The organism is uncultured Acetobacterium sp., from assembly GCF_927416815.1.
Taxonomy (GTDB): domain Bacteria; phylum Bacillota; class Clostridia; order Eubacteriales; family Eubacteriaceae; genus Acetobacterium.
On record NZ_CAKMJU010000030.1, the window covers coordinates 97,714 to 115,250 of the forward strand.

19 protein-coding genes, 5 tRNA genes and 1 other annotated feature are annotated in these 17,537 nt (G+C 43.9%); of the genes, 23 read left to right on the forward strand and 1 reads right to left on the reverse strand.

The window, feature by feature from the left end:
- Positions 1–2: 2 nt before the first annotated feature.
- The 17 genes from gatB to QZ998_RS05915 all read left to right on the forward strand — a co-directional run bounded on the left by gatB (position 3) and on the right by QZ998_RS05915 (position 10,446).
- On the forward strand, positions 3–1,439 hold the full coding sequence (gene gatB / locus QZ998_RS05835) for an Asp-tRNA(Asn)/Glu-tRNA(Gln) amidotransferase subunit GatB (protein ID WP_296558818.1): 1,437 nt from the start codon (positions 3–5) through the stop codon (positions 1,437–1,439).
- Positions 1,440–1,549: 110 nt separating this feature from the next.
- A complete protein-coding gene (rph, locus tag QZ998_RS05840; protein WP_296558819.1) occupies positions 1,550–2,308 on the forward strand; it encodes a ribonuclease PH in 759 nt (252 codons plus the stop codon).
- A 13-nt stretch (positions 2,309–2,321) separates the two neighbouring features.
- The gene (rdgB, locus tag QZ998_RS05845; RefSeq protein WP_296558820.1) at positions 2,322–2,921 is read left to right on the forward strand and encodes an RdgB/HAM1 family non-canonical purine NTP pyrophosphatase; all 600 of its coding nucleotides are present in this window, start codon (positions 2,322–2,324) and stop codon (positions 2,919–2,921) included.
- 57 nt (positions 2,922–2,978) lie between these two features.
- On the forward strand, positions 2,979–3,464 hold the full coding sequence (locus QZ998_RS05850; RefSeq protein WP_296558822.1) for a metallophosphoesterase: 486 nt from the start codon (positions 2,979–2,981) through the stop codon (positions 3,462–3,464).
- Between the two features lie 27 nt (positions 3,465–3,491).
- Positions 3,492–4,397, forward strand: a complete 906-nt coding sequence (locus QZ998_RS05855) for an ABC transporter ATP-binding protein (protein ID WP_296558823.1) — start codon at positions 3,492–3,494, stop codon at positions 4,395–4,397.
- Positions 4,398–4,405: 8 nt separating this feature from the next.
- The gene (locus QZ998_RS05860; protein ID WP_296558825.1) at positions 4,406–5,188 is read left to right on the forward strand and encodes an ABC transporter permease; all 783 of its coding nucleotides are present in this window, start codon (positions 4,406–4,408) and stop codon (positions 5,186–5,188) included.
- A gap of 143 nt (positions 5,189–5,331) precedes the next feature.
- Positions 5,332–5,405 (forward strand) — tRNA-Gly (locus QZ998_RS05865).
- Between the two features lie 19 nt (positions 5,406–5,424).
- Positions 5,425–5,501, forward strand: a tRNA-Arg gene (locus QZ998_RS05870).
- 33 nt (positions 5,502–5,534) lie between these two features.
- Positions 5,535–5,611, forward strand: a tRNA-His gene (locus QZ998_RS05875).
- 25 nt (positions 5,612–5,636) lie between these two features.
- Positions 5,637–5,713 (forward strand) — tRNA-Gln (locus tag QZ998_RS05880).
- A 42-nt stretch (positions 5,714–5,755) separates the two neighbouring features.
- Positions 5,756–5,831, forward strand: a tRNA-Lys gene (locus QZ998_RS05885).
- A 148-nt stretch (positions 5,832–5,979) separates the two neighbouring features.
- Positions 5,980–6,720: an alpha/beta fold hydrolase gene (locus QZ998_RS05890; protein ID WP_296558826.1), complete on the forward strand. Its 741-nt coding sequence runs from the start codon at positions 5,980–5,982 to the stop codon at positions 6,718–6,720.
- 1 nt (position 6,721) lies between these two features.
- Positions 6,722–7,261 (forward strand): peptide-methionine (S)-S-oxide reductase MsrA, encoded by a 540-nt coding sequence (gene msrA, locus QZ998_RS05895; protein WP_296558827.1) that lies wholly within the window; start codon positions 6,722–6,724, stop codon positions 7,259–7,261.
- Between the two features lie 80 nt (positions 7,262–7,341).
- The gene (locus QZ998_RS05900) at positions 7,342–7,710 is read left to right on the forward strand and encodes a YccF domain-containing protein (protein WP_296558828.1); all 369 of its coding nucleotides are present in this window, start codon (positions 7,342–7,344) and stop codon (positions 7,708–7,710) included.
- Between the two features lie 132 nt (positions 7,711–7,842).
- Positions 7,843–8,874 (forward strand): ATP-binding cassette domain-containing protein, encoded by a 1,032-nt coding sequence (locus QZ998_RS05905; protein ID WP_296558864.1) that lies wholly within the window; start codon positions 7,843–7,845, stop codon positions 8,872–8,874.
- Positions 8,864–9,523 carry a methionine ABC transporter permease gene (locus QZ998_RS05910; RefSeq protein WP_296558829.1) on the forward strand — a complete coding sequence of 220 codons (660 nt, stop codon included), beginning with the start codon at positions 8,864–8,866 and terminating at the stop codon, positions 9,521–9,523. The genes QZ998_RS05905 and QZ998_RS05910 overlap by 11 nt, the downstream gene beginning before the upstream one ends.
- Before the next feature lie 110 nt (positions 9,524–9,633).
- Positions 9,634–10,446 (forward strand): MetQ/NlpA family ABC transporter substrate-binding protein, encoded by an 813-nt coding sequence (locus tag QZ998_RS05915; protein WP_296558831.1) that lies wholly within the window; start codon positions 9,634–9,636, stop codon positions 10,444–10,446.
- A gap of 138 nt (positions 10,447–10,584) precedes the next feature.
- Here QZ998_RS05915 and QZ998_RS05920 read toward each other — a convergent pair whose 3' ends face one another.
- Positions 10,585–10,896 (reverse strand): hypothetical protein, encoded by a 312-nt coding sequence (locus QZ998_RS05920; protein ID WP_296558834.1) that lies wholly within the window; start codon positions 10,894–10,896, stop codon positions 10,585–10,587.
- A 222-nt stretch (positions 10,897–11,118) separates the two neighbouring features.
- Here QZ998_RS05920 and QZ998_RS05925 point away from each other — a divergent pair, with 222 nt between their 5' ends.
- The 6 genes from QZ998_RS05925 (at position 11,119) to QZ998_RS05950 (ending at position 17,476) form a co-directional block, all read left to right on the forward strand.
- On the forward strand, positions 11,119–11,790 hold the full coding sequence (locus QZ998_RS05925; protein WP_296558836.1) for a response regulator transcription factor: 672 nt from the start codon (positions 11,119–11,121) through the stop codon (positions 11,788–11,790).
- A gap of 23 nt (positions 11,791–11,813) precedes the next feature.
- Complete coding sequence (locus tag QZ998_RS05930) at positions 11,814–13,433, forward strand: HAMP domain-containing sensor histidine kinase (RefSeq protein ID WP_296558838.1); 1,620 nt, start codon at positions 11,814–11,816, stop codon at positions 13,431–13,433.
- 77 nt (positions 13,434–13,510) lie between these two features.
- Positions 13,511–14,563 carry a nicotinate-nucleotide--dimethylbenzimidazole phosphoribosyltransferase gene (gene cobT, locus QZ998_RS05935; RefSeq protein ID WP_296558840.1) on the forward strand — a complete coding sequence of 351 codons (1,053 nt, stop codon included), beginning with the start codon at positions 13,511–13,513 and terminating at the stop codon, positions 14,561–14,563.
- A 46-nt stretch (positions 14,564–14,609) separates the two neighbouring features.
- Positions 14,610–14,876: a binding site (T-box leader), on the forward strand.
- 77 nt (positions 14,877–14,953) lie between these two features.
- Positions 14,954–16,252 carry a phenylacetate--CoA ligase gene (locus QZ998_RS05940; RefSeq protein ID WP_296558841.1) on the forward strand — a complete coding sequence of 433 codons (1,299 nt, stop codon included), beginning with the start codon at positions 14,954–14,956 and terminating at the stop codon, positions 16,250–16,252.
- An 11-nt stretch (positions 16,253–16,263) separates the two neighbouring features.
- The gene (locus QZ998_RS05945; RefSeq protein WP_296558842.1) at positions 16,264–16,701 is read left to right on the forward strand and encodes an ACT domain-containing protein; all 438 of its coding nucleotides are present in this window, start codon (positions 16,264–16,266) and stop codon (positions 16,699–16,701) included.
- Between the two features lie 127 nt (positions 16,702–16,828).
- A complete protein-coding gene (locus QZ998_RS05950; RefSeq protein WP_296558844.1) occupies positions 16,829–17,476 on the forward strand; it encodes a TetR/AcrR family transcriptional regulator in 648 nt (215 codons plus the stop codon).
- Positions 17,477–17,537: the final 61 nt, after the last annotated feature.

The following is a 17,537-nucleotide window of genomic DNA, read 5'->3' on the forward strand; positions in this document are numbered from 1 at the left end:
TCATGGAATATGAAATTGTTATTGGAATGGAAATCCATATTGAGTTAGGCACAAAAACAAAAATATTCTGTTCCTGTCCGACCGAGTTTGGCCAGGATGAAAACACCCATACCTGCCCGGTTTGTCTGGGCATGCCCGGGGTGTTACCGGTATTAAATGAAAAAGTGGTTGAATACGCTACTCGCGCCGGATTGGCGCTTAATTGCGAAATTGCTCACTTTAGCAAGATGGACCGAAAAAACTATTTCTATCCGGATTTGCCCAAAGCCTATCAAACCTCCCAGTTTGATTTACCCATCTGTACCGGTGGCGTAGTCGGCATTGAAGTGGATGGGGTTAAAAAAGACATCGGTATTACCCGCATTCATATCGAAGAAGATGCCGGCAAGTTGCTTCATGAATCCGCTGACGGAACCCTGCTGGATGTCAACCGCTGCGGTGTGCCGCTGATTGAGATCGTCACCGAGCCGGATCTGCGCAGTGCTGAAGAAGCCCGCGCTTTTGCCGAAAAGGTCAGAAATATTCTGGAATATACCGGTGTCTCTGATTGTAAAATGGAACAGGGCTCGATGCGTTTTGACGTAAATCTGTCGATTCGGGAAAAAGGTTGCGATGTACTGGGAACCCGTACTGAAATGAAAAACTTAAACTCCTTCCGGGCGCTGATCCGGGCGGTTCAATACGAAAGCAAACGACAGATCATTGAGCTTAAAAAAGGTCGCACGATTATTCAGGAAACCCGGAAATGGGATGACACCAAAGGCACCTCATCTTCGCTGCGAAGCAAGGAAGAAGCCCACGATTACCGTTATTTCCCAGAACCGGATCTGGTTCCGATCGTCCTGGAATCGGCCTACATCGAAAAAATTAAAAGCGCACTGCCGGAATTACCGGAAGCTAAAAAACAGCGCTATATTGATGAGTATAAATTACCGGAATACGATGCCGGAGTGTTGACCACCACCGGTGTGACCGCCCGATTTTTTGAAGAGGCGGTGGCGCTGTATAACGAACCCAAACAGATTTCTAACTGGATGATGGTTGAAATTCCGCCCCTGTTAAAAGAAAATGAACTCAGTATGGAAAATATTTCGATTACTCCGGCGCAATTGGTGGCCTTGCTAAAACTGGTCAAAAACAATGAAATCAGTGGAAACACCGGTAAAGAAGTTTTAAAAGAAATGTTTTCTACTGGCAAAAACCCCGGCGATATTGTTAAAGAAAAGGGTCTGGCACAAATGAGTGACAGCGGCGAGCTGGAAGCGATCATTGAAAAAATCGTTTCGGACAATCCCAAATCGGTTGAAGATATTGGTGCCGGCAATGAAAAAGCTTACGGTTTCTTAACTGGTCAGGTGATGAAGGCCACCAAGGGAAAAGCTAATGCTCAGGTCGCCAACGAAATTATTCGGGCTGTTGTAGCCAAACATTTGGCATAAGACGATAGGATGCTTAACAGAACGAAATAAACATAAGAAATTTTGACTAAGGGATTACTGCAAGACTTGTGGTAATCCCTTAAAAAATAATAGAAACATAAAGGAAAAAGATGGAAAAAATTGAAGCAGTAAAAGCGATAGAAGCGATTGGTCAACGAATTGACGGCCGCGAAGCCGATGAATTACGACCCATGATTGTCACCCGAAACTTTATTAAACATGCCCAGGGATCAGTGTTGATCGAAGTCGGTGATACCAAGGTCATTTGTACCGCTATGGTTGAAGACAAAGTGCCGCCATTTTTAAAAGGTCAGAAAAAGGGTTGGATTACCGCCGAGTATGAAATGATTCCCGGGTCAACTAATACCCGCAAAAGTCGCGATCGAAATCGCGGTAAAATCGATGGCCGAACCATGGAAATCCAGCGCTTGATCGGCAGAAGTCTGCGGTCTGTCATCGACCTTTCAATGTTGGGGGAGCGAACCATCTGGATTGACTGTGATGTGATCCAGGCCGACGGTGGAACCCGGACAGCGGCGATTACCGGTTCATTTCTGGCGCTTCATGACGCCTTGTCAGATCTGATGGCAAAGGGAAAATTAAAAGCAATGCCAATCACTAATTTTGTTGCCGCCACCAGTGTCGGGATTTTTAAGGGCGAAGCCATTGTTGATCTGTGTTATGAAGAAGATTCAAACGCCGAGGTTGATATGAATATGGTCATGACCGAAGCCGGCGAAATCATCGAAATTCAGGGAACCGGTGAAGAACGTCCCTTTAAAAAGGAAGAACTTCAGAAGATGTTAGAACTGGGCGAAGCAAGTATCAAAAAAATCATCGCCTTCCAAAAAGATACATTACAGGATTAACGGGTAAGTTATAATGAGAACAATACTTTTAGCCACTGCAAATCAGGATAAGGCCAAAGAATTGAAGGCGATGTTGGGAGTGGATTTTGAAGTCCTGACAATGAAGGATTTTGGGATTGACATTGACATCATTGAAGACGGTCTTAGCTATGAAGCGAATGCTTTAATTAAGGTGCGGGCCTTACAGCCATATGTGATAGGAAAAGACCTGGTCATTATGGGGGATGACTCCGGCCTGTCGGTGGATTGCCTTAATGGGGCTCCGGGAATTTATTCGGCTCGCTACGCCGGTGACAATGCCAGTTATACCGACAATAATAAAAAGCTCTTAAAAGAAATGGCAGATGTGCCGGAAGATCAGCGGGGAGCGGCGTTTATCACCGTTATCGCGATGATTCTAGCCGATGGACAAGAGCGATGCTGTGAAGGTCTGGTCCGAGGAAAAATTGCCTTTGATTATTGCGGAGCAGGCGGATTCGGCTATGACCCGCTGTTTATTCATGAGGAGTCTGGCCGGTGCTATGGAGAGATGACCAAAGCAGAAAAAAATCAGCTCAGTCACCGGGCGGTTGCGGTCGAAAAGGCTCGGGAAATACTGAAGCAGGTGCTTTAACAAGGGGTTCAATGTGGCTACTTTAGTCAAGCAGAAAAATAAGGGATGGGGGAGAATATGAAAATTGGCGTAATGAGTGATAGCCATGGCAATCTGAAAGCGGTCAAACAGGCCACCGCGGAAATGGGGCAGGTGGATGTCATCATCCATTTAGGAGATTATGTTGAAGATGCCCTCTATCTGCGAACGATCACGAATATCCCCGTCCACATGCTAAAGGGAAATTTGGATTCGTTTGCTAAAGATGGCAGTATCACGCTGGAGATCACCTTGGGGGGAGTTAAATTTTTCGCCTGTCATGGTCATAAGTACGGGGTCAAGAATGATTTGCACCGCCTTTACTATGCCGGGTTGGAAAAAAATGCCCAGGTGATTCTTTATGGCCATACCCACCACGCTTATAGCGAAGATGATGGCCGTATTCTGATATTAAACCCTGGTTCGGTGGGGGCACCCAGAATGGGTGATCCCGAAAGCTATGGACTGATTACCATTGAAAATGGTGCAATTGACGCAAAAATCATCCCGCTTTGGAATGACTGACAGAAATATCGAAAAAGGAGCGACGCAATGCTGAGTATCAAAGATGTATCAATGACCTATAAAAAAGGAAACAAAGAGGCCTTAAAAAACATTAATTTAAAAATTGAAGAAGGCGAATTTACAGCCTTACTGGGGCAAAATGGGGCAGGAAAAAGTACCCTGATCAATATCCTGGCGGGTAATGTCAAAAAGACCCGGGGAGAAGTAAGTATCGGCGGCTATAGCCTCGACAGAAATGAGCTTGAAACAAAAAAAATCATTGGCATTGTACCTCAGGAAACTGGCTATGATTTTGTGTTTACCGTCGATGAAGCGCTAAAAAAACAATCCGGCTACTTTGGGATCAAAGATAACAAGGCGTATATCGACGAAGTTTTGGAGGCCTTGTATTTAACTGAAAAAAGAAGTGCCAGAATTCGGGATCTGTCCGGGGGGATGCGACGACGGTTTTTAATCGCCAAGGCACTGGTTCATAAACCTAAAATTCTTATTTTGGATGAACCAACAGCAGGAGTCGATATTGAAATGCGGCATACCTTGTATGATTTTCTGGTTAAGCTCCATGAATCAGGAACGACCATTATTTTGACCACCCACTATATTGAAGAAGCTGAAAAATTGTGCAAACGGATTGTAATAATCGATGGCGGAAAAATCATTGCCGATGAGCCAAAAGAAGAGCTAATGGATGCGTTTTCCCGGGAATCGATCATTGAAGTTAGCTTCGAGGATGAGCTGAATCTGGCTGATTTTGATTTTCTTAGTGACTATCACCCGCATATCGAAGACAAAACCAGGCTCCAGCTGAAGGCTTCAAAAAAGGACTTATCGAAAGTCTTTCGACAACTGTCAGAGAAAAATATGGAATTCACCAACTTGGTGGTCGAAAGACCAAAGCTGGAAGATGTTTATTTAAACATCATTAAACATTAGGAGGGGATATGAAAAATAGAATATTTTATAACAGAATTGGATTTTTAACCCTCTTAAACAAGGAGATCCACCGGTTTATGAAGGTGCCGGTGCAGACGGTTCTGGCGCCGCTGATTGCGAATATCTTATATATGTTAATCTTTGGTGGGATGCTGCAAACCAGAGAAGTCGGGATTGAAGGGATCAGTTATCTTAATTTTCTGGTGCCCGGCTTAGCAACAATGGGGGCGATTTTTGCTTCTTTTCAAAATCCGGCGTTCTCAATGATATCGCAAAAATTTCAAAATACGATTCAGGATTTAAACAGCTATCCGATCTCAATCACTGAAAAAATTCTAGCCTTTGTCTTTGGGGGGATGTTCCGCGGGGTTTTGGTCGGCTTGCTAACCTATGCGGCAACAATTTTCTTTGTCGGTTATGAAGTCGAATATCCACTATTTTTCTTACTGGCATTGACGGCAACATCCTTTGTCTTTGCATCACTGGGTTTAATTGTCGGACTGGCATTGGATAACTTTGAGAAAATGAATTTTGCCTTGGCGATTATTATCACCCCACTAACCTATTTAGGCGGTGTATTTTTTGAAATTTCAAAGCTGCCTGGTATATTATCGGCGATCAAATACATCAACCCCATCTATCCACTGGTCAATGTCTCTCGATACACCTATATTGGGGTATGCGAGGGCAATATTGTGATTCATGTTATTTTAACAATGGCGTTGGTTATCAGTGCATTTTTAGTTGCAGCACATATTTTTAAAAAGGGCGTGGGAATTAAAACGGTTTAAGTCATTTGATTTTTTGATGACGGATATCGGTAGGCTCGTAATAGAATAAAATCAAAAAAATAATCATAAAATAAAATCATAAAAAATAGTTGACAACTCTTGCTATTTAAAGTATACTAACACTTGTCTCTAAGAGAGGCAATGCGGGTGTAGCTCAGTGGTAGAGCCCTGGCCTTCCAAGCCAGTCGCGAGGGTCCGATTCCCTTCACCCGCTCCATTTTTGCGAAAAGAATTGAGCGCCTGTAGCTCAGTAGGATAGAGCAACGGCCTTCTAAGCCGTGTGCCAGGGGTTCGAATCCCTTCAGGCGCACCATTTTCAGTAGATTTACGTATGTTTTATATCGTGGTGGGTATAGTTCAATCGGTTAGAGCGTCGGATTGTGATTCCGGAAGTTGTGGGTTCGAGTCCCATTATCCACCCCATTTTCTATATCATTATTACTTTTATAGGGGTATAGCCAAGTTGGTAAGGCACCAGATTTTGATTCTGGCATTTCGTAGGTTCGAGTCCTGCTACCCCTGCCATTTTTACCGGGCAGAGAAGACAGAAAAACTAAATTATAGCATGACCCATTAGCTCAGTTGGTAGAGCATCTGACTTTTAATCAGGGTGTCGGGCGTTCGAGTCGCCCATGGGTCACCATTTGAAATCATAACCGCAGCGATTGCGGTTTTTTTTATTTTTTGAAGAATGTTGAAATGACTTAAGTGTTGTTTTATAACGGGTTGGGGTATAAAATAGAGCAAATCGATATTGTCGTGTCACTTCGGCATAAAAGGAGCAGTTAGCGATGAAGCAAGGGCAAATCTTAATACGGATTATTAAAATATTGGGAATGGTAGTGGTCGCTTTCGTTATTATCATATTGACCTATCTGGGTGATTATTACCATGCCGATCAAACCGCCCATGATGCCCTGATCGCAAGTGAGCAGGTCAATGTAAGAGAAGCGCAAAACCTGACCATTTTTACGCCGACAGCAGGACAGGATAAAATGGGTTTTATCTTTTATCCTGGCGGCAAGGTTGAAGATATTGCCTATGCCCCGCTGATGCGTTCGCTGGCGGAACATGGTTATTCGGCAGTGATTGTCGGGATGCCCTTTAATCTGGCCGTATTTAATGCTAACGGTGCAGATAAGGTAATGGAAACCTTGCCGGAAATAGACCAGTGGATCATGGTTGGCCACTCCTTGGGCGGCGCCATGGCTTCGGACTATCTGGCCGGACATGATGATCAGGTGGCAGGGTTGGTTCTATTGGGTGCTTATCCCAATAAAACGATCGCTCAGAGTAGCCATCCAGTGCTGAGCCTGTACGGCAGTAAAGATCAGATTATCGACCAACAGGGCTTTGCAGATGGCCGCAATAAGCTGCCGGTCACGGCCAGTTATCACGAAATAACTGGCGGCAATCATAGTGGCTTCGGCAATTATGGAGAACAGGCCGGCGATGGGATCGCCTCCATTTCATCGGTCGAACAGCAAGCGATAACAATAACAAAAATTATCGAAATCTGGAAAGGAAATTGATATGGAAAATAACAAAACAGAAAACATCAAAGAAATCGTTTTGGCGGGCGGCTGTTTCTGGGGAACGGAAATGTATTTTAAAGCCATTAGAGGGGTTGTCAAGACGGAGGTAGGTTATGCCAATGGCAAAACTCAAAACCCCACCTATGAGGACGTCTGTCATGGAAATAGCGGGCATGCCGAGGTAGTCAAGGTGATTTATGATAATCAGGTAATCAGTCTGCCATTTTTGTTAAGTATGTATTTTGAAGTCATCGATCCGGTGGCAGTCAATCGTCAGGGGAATGATGTCGGGAGCCAATATCGCACCGGGATTTATTACTTAGATCCCACCGATGAAGCGGTGATACTTAAATCAGTCGATCAGTTAAGACGCGAATATGGGGTGCCGCTGGCGATTGAGGTATTGCCGCTTAAAAACTACAGGTCTGCTGAAGCCTACCACCAGGATTATCTGATCAAGAATCCCGGAGGTTACTGCCATATTGGCAACCGTGAGTTTAAAAAAGCAGCGGTAGCCCGGGATCCATCTTTAAAATAACAGTCGGTGATTAAAAGCTGACGCAAAAGCAGTTGCTTTCACAAGCAGCTAACAAAGAGACTTTGGAAAGAGGGAAAAGTATGAGCATCATTGGTAACATTATCTGGATTATTTTGGGGGGATTGATTATGGCAGTCGCCTGGCTTTTAGCTGGCATTCTTTGCTGCATTACCATTATTGGGATACCCTTGGGATTACAGGCTTTTAAAATGGCGCAGTTGGTCTTTTGGCCATTTGGAAAAACGGTAGATTATTCAAACATGGGAACCGGTTCGGTGATTCTAAATATTCTATGGATTTTGATCTTTGGATGGGGTCTGGCAGCCGCATCGGCGATTCTGGGGATTATTTATTGCATTACCCTGATTGGGATACCTTTTGGACTGCAGTGGTTTAAATTTGCCAAGCTGGCACTGTTTCCGTTCGGCGCACAAATTAGAGATATTTAAGTAGGCGAGGGCGCTATTAAGCTTGACAAGAAATTGAAATCGATACTATAATAAACAGTGGGTGTGTTATACCCGCTGTTTTTTAAGATGATTTTGTTATTTAAATTTGTTGATCGTAGGAGGGTAAGGAACATCGAAACAAAAAAGACGTCCCAAAAACCCATCATTGAAATAAAGGCTCTGGGGAAAACCTTTCGTCCCAAAAGTGGCGAAGTAAAAGCTTTAGAAGGCATTAATCTGAGCATCAACCAGGGTGATATTTATGGCATTATTGGTATGAGCGGGGCAGGTAAAAGTACCCTGGTACGCTGTATCAATCTGCTTGAAAAGCCCACCAGCGGGAGTGTCTTCATTGATGGACAGGATATATCAAAAATAACTGAAAAAGAACTGCGAACGGTGCGTTACTCGGTTGGGATGATTTTTCAGCAGTTTAATTTGTTAATGCAGCGAACCGCCGAAAAAAATATTCTCTTTCCCCTGGAAATTGCCGGGGTCGACAAAGAAACGGCCAAAAAGAGAACCGCTGAATTGTTGGAATTGGTGGGCTTGCCCGATAAGGCGAAGGCCTATCCTTCGCAGTTGTCCGGGGGACAAAAACAACGGATTGCAATTGCCAGAGCCCTGGCCAATAATCCTAAGATTTTATTGTGTGACGAGGCCACATCGGCGCTGGATCCATCGACAACCAATTCGATTCTCAAGCTGTTAAAAGAAATTAATCAGAAATTGGGGATCACCATTGTGATCATCACCCATGAAATGAGCGTGGTGGAGCAGATTTGCAGCCATGTGGCAATTATCGATAAAAGCAAAATTGCCGAAGACGGCGAGGTCGAAGATATCTTCCGAAACCCGAAAACCGAGATTGCCAAAAAAATGATCTTTTCTGAAGGCGATCAGGGGTCGGTTATTATGGGCAGAAACACCTATCGGGTAGTGTTTGATGAAAAATCCTCTAGTGATTCGGTGATCGCAAAAATGATATTAGAAACAAAATGCCTGGTCAATATTCTCCATGCTGACATGAAAAATATTGATGGTTTCGCCTTTGGACAAATGGTGATCCAGCTGCCGGAAGATGAGCTGAGTGTCGCCCGAGCCGTTAATTACCTGCGATCGCATCAAATTACGGTTGAGGAGGTGGGCACCCATGTGGGATAGTTCAATGACGACACTGATTGTGCAAGGAACCTTTGAAACCCTATATATGACATTGGCGTCAACGCTTTTGGCCTATATCATTGGCTTGCCAATGGGCGTATTGCTGGTCACCAGCGATTCCGAAGGAATTGTCCCAATGAAGTGGCTTAATAAGATGCTTAACATTGTGGTCAATATTACCCGGTCGATCCCGTTTTTGATCTTGCTGATTGCGGTGATCCCTCTGACAAGGCTGATTACCGGAACAACTATCGGATCTACCGCAACCATTGTACCGCTAGTGATAGCCGCAGCGCCGTTTATTGCCCGGTTGGTAGAATCGTCCATCAAAGAGGTAGATTATGGGATTATTGAAGCCTCGCTGTCAATGGGAGCCAGCCCGATACAGGTGGTGACGAAGGTGATGATCCCAGAGGCTAAGCCCTCGCTAATTATCGGCGCGGCCATCGCGACCACAACTATTTTAGGCTATTCGGCGATGGCGGGGATTGTCGGTGGTGGTGGCCTGGGGGATATTGCCATCCGCTTTGGCTACTATCGTTATGAAACCGGTATGATGGTGATAACCGTGATATTGCTGGTTTTAATCGTTCAGCTTTTTCAAGAGGTTGGTATGAAAATTGCCCAAAAACAGGATCGAAGAAAATAAGTGTTTTTCTGATCGGGAGACGATTTGGGTTGACAGCAAACAAAGTCCATGTTATATTACATATTGTTCAACTAGGAATTATATGAAAGAAAATAAAAAAGGAGAAGATCATGAAAAAATTAGGTTTAGTAGTATTAATCAGCGTTCTCGGTTTGGCCTTATTCACAGGCTGTGCAGCTAAAGGCACAGATGATAAAACCATTGTTGTTGGCGCCAGTCCAACCCCTCATGGAGAGATTTTGGCGGTAGCGGAGGAAGTTTTAACGGAAGCGGGCTACACCCTTGAGGTGAAAGAATTCACCGATTATGTGCAACCAAATTTAACCCTGGAAAACAAAGAGTTGGATGCCAACTTTTTCCAGCATCTGCCATACTTGGAAGACTTCAATGTGAAAAACAACACCGAGCTGGTGAGTGCTGGTGCGGTTCACTATGAACCATTGGGCTTATACCCAGGTAAGGTAAAAACCTTGGATGCCATTGTTGATGGATCAACGATTGCCATTCCGAATGATACAACAAATGAAGCCAGAGCCTTATTATTGCTTGAAACAATTGGCTTGATCAAGGTTGATCCTAAAGCTGGTTTAGAAGCAACCCCAAAAGACATCATCGAAAATCCTAAAAATCTCGTTTTCAAAGAACTGGAAGCGGCGCAGCTAGCACGATCACTACCCGATGTTGATTTAGCCGTGATTAACGGAAACTATGCCATTGAAGCAGGATTAAATGCCGGCACCGATGCCATTGCCAAAGAAGAAAAAGATTCGTTAGCAGCTCAGACCTATGCCAACATTGTGGCAGTACGAGTTGGAGATGAAACGAGTGAAAAAACATTAGCACTGATGAAAGCATTGCAGAGCGAAAAAGTAATCAGCTTTATCGAAAGTAACTACCAGGGTGCTGTTGTACCGATGTCTTAGTCATAATTTTTGGAAACGTCTCAAATTGAGGCGTTTCTTTTTTAAACTGAAAATTTTCACGAAATAGAGTTGTATAGATTTAAAAAGACCCAATAATCGTCTGTGATTATTGGGTCTTTTTAAAGTAAGTGTGGATGATTAACGGGTTCTTCCGCCATGACGCATGCCAGTTCCGTCTTGAGGACGAGTACCACCACCGACATCACAAACACCATCGCCGTCTTCATCGACAAATGCTCCGCCACCAGCGCCGTAGCCAGATCCGCCAGTGCCAACAGGGTTTCCAGTGAGGTCACAAAGGCCATCACCGTCAGCATCACCAGTGCCCTGACAATTGCCATATGGTCTTTCACCACCGCTTCCTTGTCCATTGCCGTTAGCGGCAAAGGTTGTGCCTGCGGTTACCAACAACAATGCGAGTGACGTTACTAAAATCAATTTTGCTTTCATTGTTAACTCCTCCGTTTTTTATTGTATTTTGTTGATGTCTGTATTATATGATGGCTTTATGTCATTCGTGTGTCAAAATGAAAAACAGAAGACAGTTACGAAAATCATGTGATAAAATAAGAAAGAAGAATATGACTTGGCAGCGCGGTTAATTATGACACGATCTTGTCATAATGATGTGGTAAACTCTTATCAATAAGAAGAAAATGGAGGCGTATGTCTATGAAGGGTATTCGTATTCTGGTGGCTGAAGATGAAGAGAAATTGCGAGAAATCGTCTTAAAATATTTAAAGAAAGAAGGTTATGACGGTTTCGGGGCAGCAGATGGCGAAGCGGCACTTGACTTATGGGCCAAAAAAAAACCGGATTGCATCATTCTTGATGTTAACATGCCGAAGATCGATGGGTTTGAGGTGTTAGAAGAAATCAGAGAAACCGACAATGTGCCAATAATCATGTTGACTGCCCGAAGGGAAGAGGCTGATAAAATTCAGGGCTTTGAAGTTGGTGCCGACGATTATGTGACTAAGCCCTTTAGTCCCCGGGAGCTAATGGTGCGCATCAAAGCCTTGTTAAAACGAAGCGGGGTTGCCACCACGAAGAACAAGCTTGAGGTCTGTGGGATGCACTTAAATGCAGAAGAACGGGAAATAACCATCAATGACGAAGTTATTAACCTGACCCAAAAGGAATTTGAAGTGCTGATTTATTTTATCAATCATCACAAGCTGGTCTTAAGCCGGGAACAGATTCTCGATCGGATCTGGGGTTTTGATTACGAAGGTGATCTTCGGGTGGTAGACACCACCATCAAGCGGTTGCGTAAAAAAATGAAAGAAAAAGGAGAGTGCATCCAAACCGTCAGAGGGCTGGGGTACAAGTTTAAAGAATGAGAATTTCGATTTTTTCCAGACTGATGCTATATTTGGGAGCCTTCTTCCTGATGCTTTGCTTATTGACTTATTATGTTCTCGGTTCTTATTTTGAAGTGTATTATACCCAAAAGAGGACGGCAGTTTTAATTGAGAAAACGAACCAGGCTGGGACAATCTATAATCAGAGCGGTTTAACCGCAGAACTTCAGGCGTTTATTGATCTTGCCAAAGAAGAAGGGATTGTCATTCAAATCATTCAGAAACAATCCGGGGCAGACCCAGTTTCTTGGGAAAGTGTGACGCCGTATCAGCTAATGGTGAGTCAACTAATTGCGAGAAATGCTAAGAATCAAGCGGATAACTGGGCAAAAATTACCATTGAAAAAAAATATTTAGCGGCGCAAAATGAACATAGCGGAGCAGGAAAGCAGCCAGGCGCGGGCGCCGGTACCGGCAATAGCTTGAGTAACGGTTCGGGATCTGGTAATGGAGCAGGATCAGGTAGCGGTCCAGGAAGTGGCGGCGAGCATGGCATGGGTTTTGGTGCTGGTCAACAGAGAAGCCTTGAAAGTCAGGTGAAAGAGCATCAGCAGGGTGAGAGTTTTGTCATCGTTCTGGGAAACAATGATCAGTTGGTCGAGTGGTTGACTCATAAGGTGGTGGCTGCTGATGAGTCTCAAATTATTGGACGCATTCCCCTTTATTCGGTTCATGAGGTCATTGACATTGTAGAGAATTTTCTGTTGGTTTTCTTAATGATCATTTTTACTTGTTCACTGCTCTTTGCCTACTTTTTTTCACGCGGGATTTCAAAGCCGATTGCTTCATTAAATCACATTTCCCGGGAAATGGGTAATCTCAACTTCACGAAAAAATATCAGGGAACTAGAAAGGATGAGATCGGTCAACTGGGTGAAACCCTCAATCATATTTCAGATGAGTTAGAAGGGGCGATTCTAAAACTCCAGGAAGAGTTGACAAAGGAGCGTACCTTTGAAAAGATGCGGCAGCGTTTTACCGCTCAGGTATCACATGAAATCCAAACTCCCTTGGCAGTAATTAAAAGTTATGCCGAAGCCTTGGAAGACGGGATCTTGGAGAATGGTGAGGAAGAACGGGAATACTTTGTGACGATTCAGAAAGAAGCCGACAAAATCAGCGCAATCGCCAGTGATCTGCTGGATCTGGCGCAAATCGAATCGGGTGCCTATCAGCTCAAAAAAGAAAGCGTTTACGGAGGTGCGGTCATTGCTTCAGTGGTTGAGCGGTTTGTCAATACCTATCCGGAAAAAAATATTGTTTTTGATAATCACTGTGAACCAGAAATAAAAATGATCATCGATCGCAAGCGAATGGAGCAGGTTCTTTATAATCTTTTAAACAATGCGATTAAACATGTCAGTCCCGCCGATGGAATGATTCGAGTTGGCTGTGAAATTCAAGAAAAAGAGTGGATTGTTTCTGTTTATAATGTGGGTAAGTCGATTCCGAAAAATGAGATCAATCAGATCTGGGAATACTTTTATAAGGCTCAGTCGGATAAAAAAGGCACTGGCTTGGGTCTGGCAATCGTCAAAGGCATCATTATCTGCCATGGCGGCAAGGTGGCTGTGGATAACCGCGATAAGGGTGTGTGGTTTGAAGTAAGGCTGCCGCTGTAAAACTTTAAAATTTGAATTTTCAAAGTGCTCAGATATGTTATAATGAGAAAAAACAGTTAAGTTGACAGGAGTATGGAATGAGTTTATTAAATGAAACACTAAAAAAAATTAAACCACTTAATGAGGAAATGATGAAAACCGCTAAGGAGCGAGTCGACTTTTTACTTAAGCCGGTGGGCAGTCTGGGTACACTAGAAGAGATAGCGGTGCAGTTGGCTGGCATTACCGGTGAAATGTATCCGGACGTCAGCAAAAAAGCGATGCTAGTTTTTGCCGCCGACCATGGCGTCTTTGAAGAAGGCGTTGCCGCCGCGCCCCAGGAAGTTACCGATCTGATGGCGCAGATGATCGTAGCTGGCAAAAGCGGGGTTGCTGCCTTAAGCATGCAGGCAGGAGCCGATATCTTTGTTTGTGATGTTGGTATGAAATCGGATCTGGAAGCAAAATCAAAAATTCTCGACAAAAAAATCAGAAAATCAACATCGAATATGCGAAAAGGTCCGGCGATGTCCCGAGAAGAAGCCATACAATCGCTGGAAGCAGGAATCGATGTGGCGCAACGTTCGATCGATAATGGCTACAATATTCTCGGAACCGGTGAAGTGGGAATCTCCAACACCACCGCCAGCGCTGCCATCATCGCCGCCCTTAGTGGTATTGATCCGGGGGAACTAACAGGTGCCGGAGCCAATCTGTCGGAAGATAAGCAGGTTGTCAAAGCCCAGGTGATTCGCGATGCCATTGCCCTCAATCAACCTGATAAAAGCGATGCCATCGATGTGCTGGCAAAGGTCGGCGGATTCGAAATCGGCGCCATGGCGGGAGCAATGCTGGCCGGAGCCGCCAACCATATTCCGGTTTTAATTGATGGCTTTATTTCTACCGCCGCGGCCGCCATTGCCATCGGGATTGATCCCAAGGTAAAAGGCTATTTAATCTGTTCCCATGCTTCGGCTGAAAAGGGGGCTGCCTTCGCGTCGGAATTTATCGGGGCCAAACCATTTCTTAACATGGGTATGCGCCTGGGTGAAGGCAGCGGTGCGGCGATTGCCTTTAATATTGTCGAAGCAGCCCTGTACATGAATCGCGAAATGGCAACCTATGGCGATGTTGGCCTGGGTGTTGTTTAAAAAACTTGACATTATTTTACGGTTAGTAATATAATAATTAAAATATTTAAAAACTATGAATGAGGAAAGTAGTTTTCGTTGGAGTCTTCAGAGAGTTGGTAAGGCTGGAAGCCAATGGCAATAACGTAAGTGAAGTTCCCTCAGGAGTTGATTAGCTGAACCGGCGTGAATAGTACCGTTATTCATTTAAGCATTAGGCAAATCCGGTGTCTCTCACCGTTAGAAAAAGCTAGAACAGAGTATTTATGTTCTAAAAAGGTGGATTAGTAACTAATCAAATTAGGTGGTACCGCGAGTCAGACTCGTCCTTTTCAATAAGGACGGGTCTTTTTATTTGCAAGAGATTTACTTGCAAGACGATAAAATGAAGAAGAAAATTTGGAGGAAAAAATGTACTGGAATAAGAGCTACGAATGCATGCCAAGAGAAAATTTACAGGAACTGCAATTGGAAAGATTAAAGCGAATGGTCAATCGAATCTACCATGATGTTCCTTTCTATCGGAATAAGTTTCAGGAAATTGGGTTAATGCCGGAGGATGTCAAATCCCTGGATGATCTAAAAAAGCTGCCTTTTACCACGAAGGTAGACTTACGGGATAATTACCCCTATGGTCTTTTTACGGTGCCGATGGAACAGATTGTTAGAATCCATGCATCATCCGGCACCACCGGTAAGCCAACGGTGGTGGGATATACCCGCAATGATATTTCGATGTGGTCTGAATTGATGGCGCGTTCATTGGTCGCCGCTGGAGCAGGACCTCATTCGGTGATCCAGAATGCCTATGGTTATGGGCTGTTTACCGGTGGTTTGGGAGTCCATTACGGGGCCGAAAGACTTGGTGCCTCAATCATTCCGATCTCCGGCGGAAATACCGCGAAACAGATCATGATTATGCAAGATTTTGGCTCAACCATATTGACATGTACCCCGTCTTATGCTATCTATTTAGCAGAGGTGTTGGCGGAGTCGGGAATTGATCCGGCAAGCCTTAAGATTCGGGCTGGTATTTTTGGAGCCGAACCCTGGTCAGAAAATATCCGTAAAGAAATTGAGAAAAAACTAAAAATCAAAGCCTTTGATATCTATGGCTTATCAGAAATCATGGGGCCGGGAGTTGCCATCGAATGTGAAGCCCAGGATGGCCTGCATGTTTGGGAAGATCACTTTATTCCGGAAATTATTGATCCCGTTACATTAGAGGTGCTGCCTTACGGTGAACAGGGCGAACTGGTGATTACCACCATTACCAAAGAGGGGATTCCGATTCTGCGTTACCGAACCCGGGATATTACCACCATCAAACCGGAACCCTGTGCCTGTGGCCGAACCCACTTACGAATCAGCCGACTCCAGGGGCGCTCCGATGATATGCTGATTATCCGTGGCGTTAATGTCTTTCCAACTCAGATTGAAAGCGTCCTGTTAGAAATCGGCGAAGTGGAACCCCATTATCAACTGGTCGTCAGAAGAGACGGCTCTTTGGATACCTTAGAAATTAAGGTCGAGCTCAGCGAAGCCTTATTCTCGGATCGGATCAGCAATCTTGAGAATCTCGAAAAACGGATCAGAGATCGGATCCAGTCAATTATCGGAGTCAGTGCCAAGGTCTCCCTGGTAGAACCCAAAAGCCTTCCCCGAAGTGAAGGAAAAAGCCAACGGGTTGTGGATTTAAGAAAGATTTAGGAGAAGAAAAAATGATACGACAAGTTTCCATTTTTATCGAAAACCAAGAAGGCCGACTAAATAATGTGCTAAAAATTCTGGCCGAAAATAAGATCAACATTCGGTCACTGAATATTGCCGATGCTACTGACTTTGGAATTGTGCGTTTGATATTGCAGGAAACCGAAAAAGGCATCGAGGTTCTTAAGAAGAATGATATCATCACCACAGTAACACCGGTTTTAGCTGCTGAAGTTGCTGATGATCCCGGTGGACTAAGTAGGCTGGTGGATGCCTTGACCCAAGCGAAAATCAACATCATCTATGCCTATTCCTTCCTGCCTAAAAAAACCGACAATGCCATCATTATCATTCGGGTTGAAGATGAGGTTCAGCAGAAAGCCATTGAAACCCTGGAAAAGGTTGCTCAGATAAATCTATTAGACCGCGAAACCTTATTGCTGAAATAATTTTGCTTTTTAGGGTAAATTAGAAATATTCGTAATTTTGCTATTGACATTCCGTAAAACTTTTCGTAAGATCAAAGGTATCAATTAAATGTAACTAATAAAATGATTGATACAGGAAAGGCAAACCATGGCGAAGTCAAGAAAAGGAACCCAAACCAAGAGCAATATCATAACGACTGCAAAGGTGTTATTTTATGAGAATGGCTATAACAAAACCGGCATTCAGGACATTGCGGATCACGCCGATGTGAAACTGGGAACCATTACCTATTATTATAAAAAGAAAGACGATATGATCACCGATATTTACAATGTTTTCTTTTTGGCATTGTATGATTATGTTTCATCGGTATCGGAGAACCTTAATCTCTATACCAAGTATTGTTATTCCCTGGTGCTCTATTATGAAGCGATATTAAATGATGAGCGTAACAAGACTCTTTATTATGAGGTGCTGGTAAAAAATGTAAATCCCCACGGACGAACCAACATTACCAATACCCTCAATCGATCCTGCCTGGATTTTCTCAATAAAAACTACATTGAGGCGGATCTCGAAGTCATCGCTCGCTCAGAATATGGTGCTCGAAAAGAACTTTTTATCGATTTCTATGAAAAGAACATCAAGTTTACCAGCCGGGCAATGATCTATTTCTTTATTAGGAATTTGTTCAGACTGATGAACCTCGACGGCGAAATGATCGAAAACACCATTCAGCAAGGCTTTGAATTCTCAAATAAAAACAAACCGGAAGGGATTAAATTTTTAATCTAAAGCATTTTTTAAGGGCAGCAATCCAAGCGATGCTGCCTTTTTTGCGATTTAGATTACGACA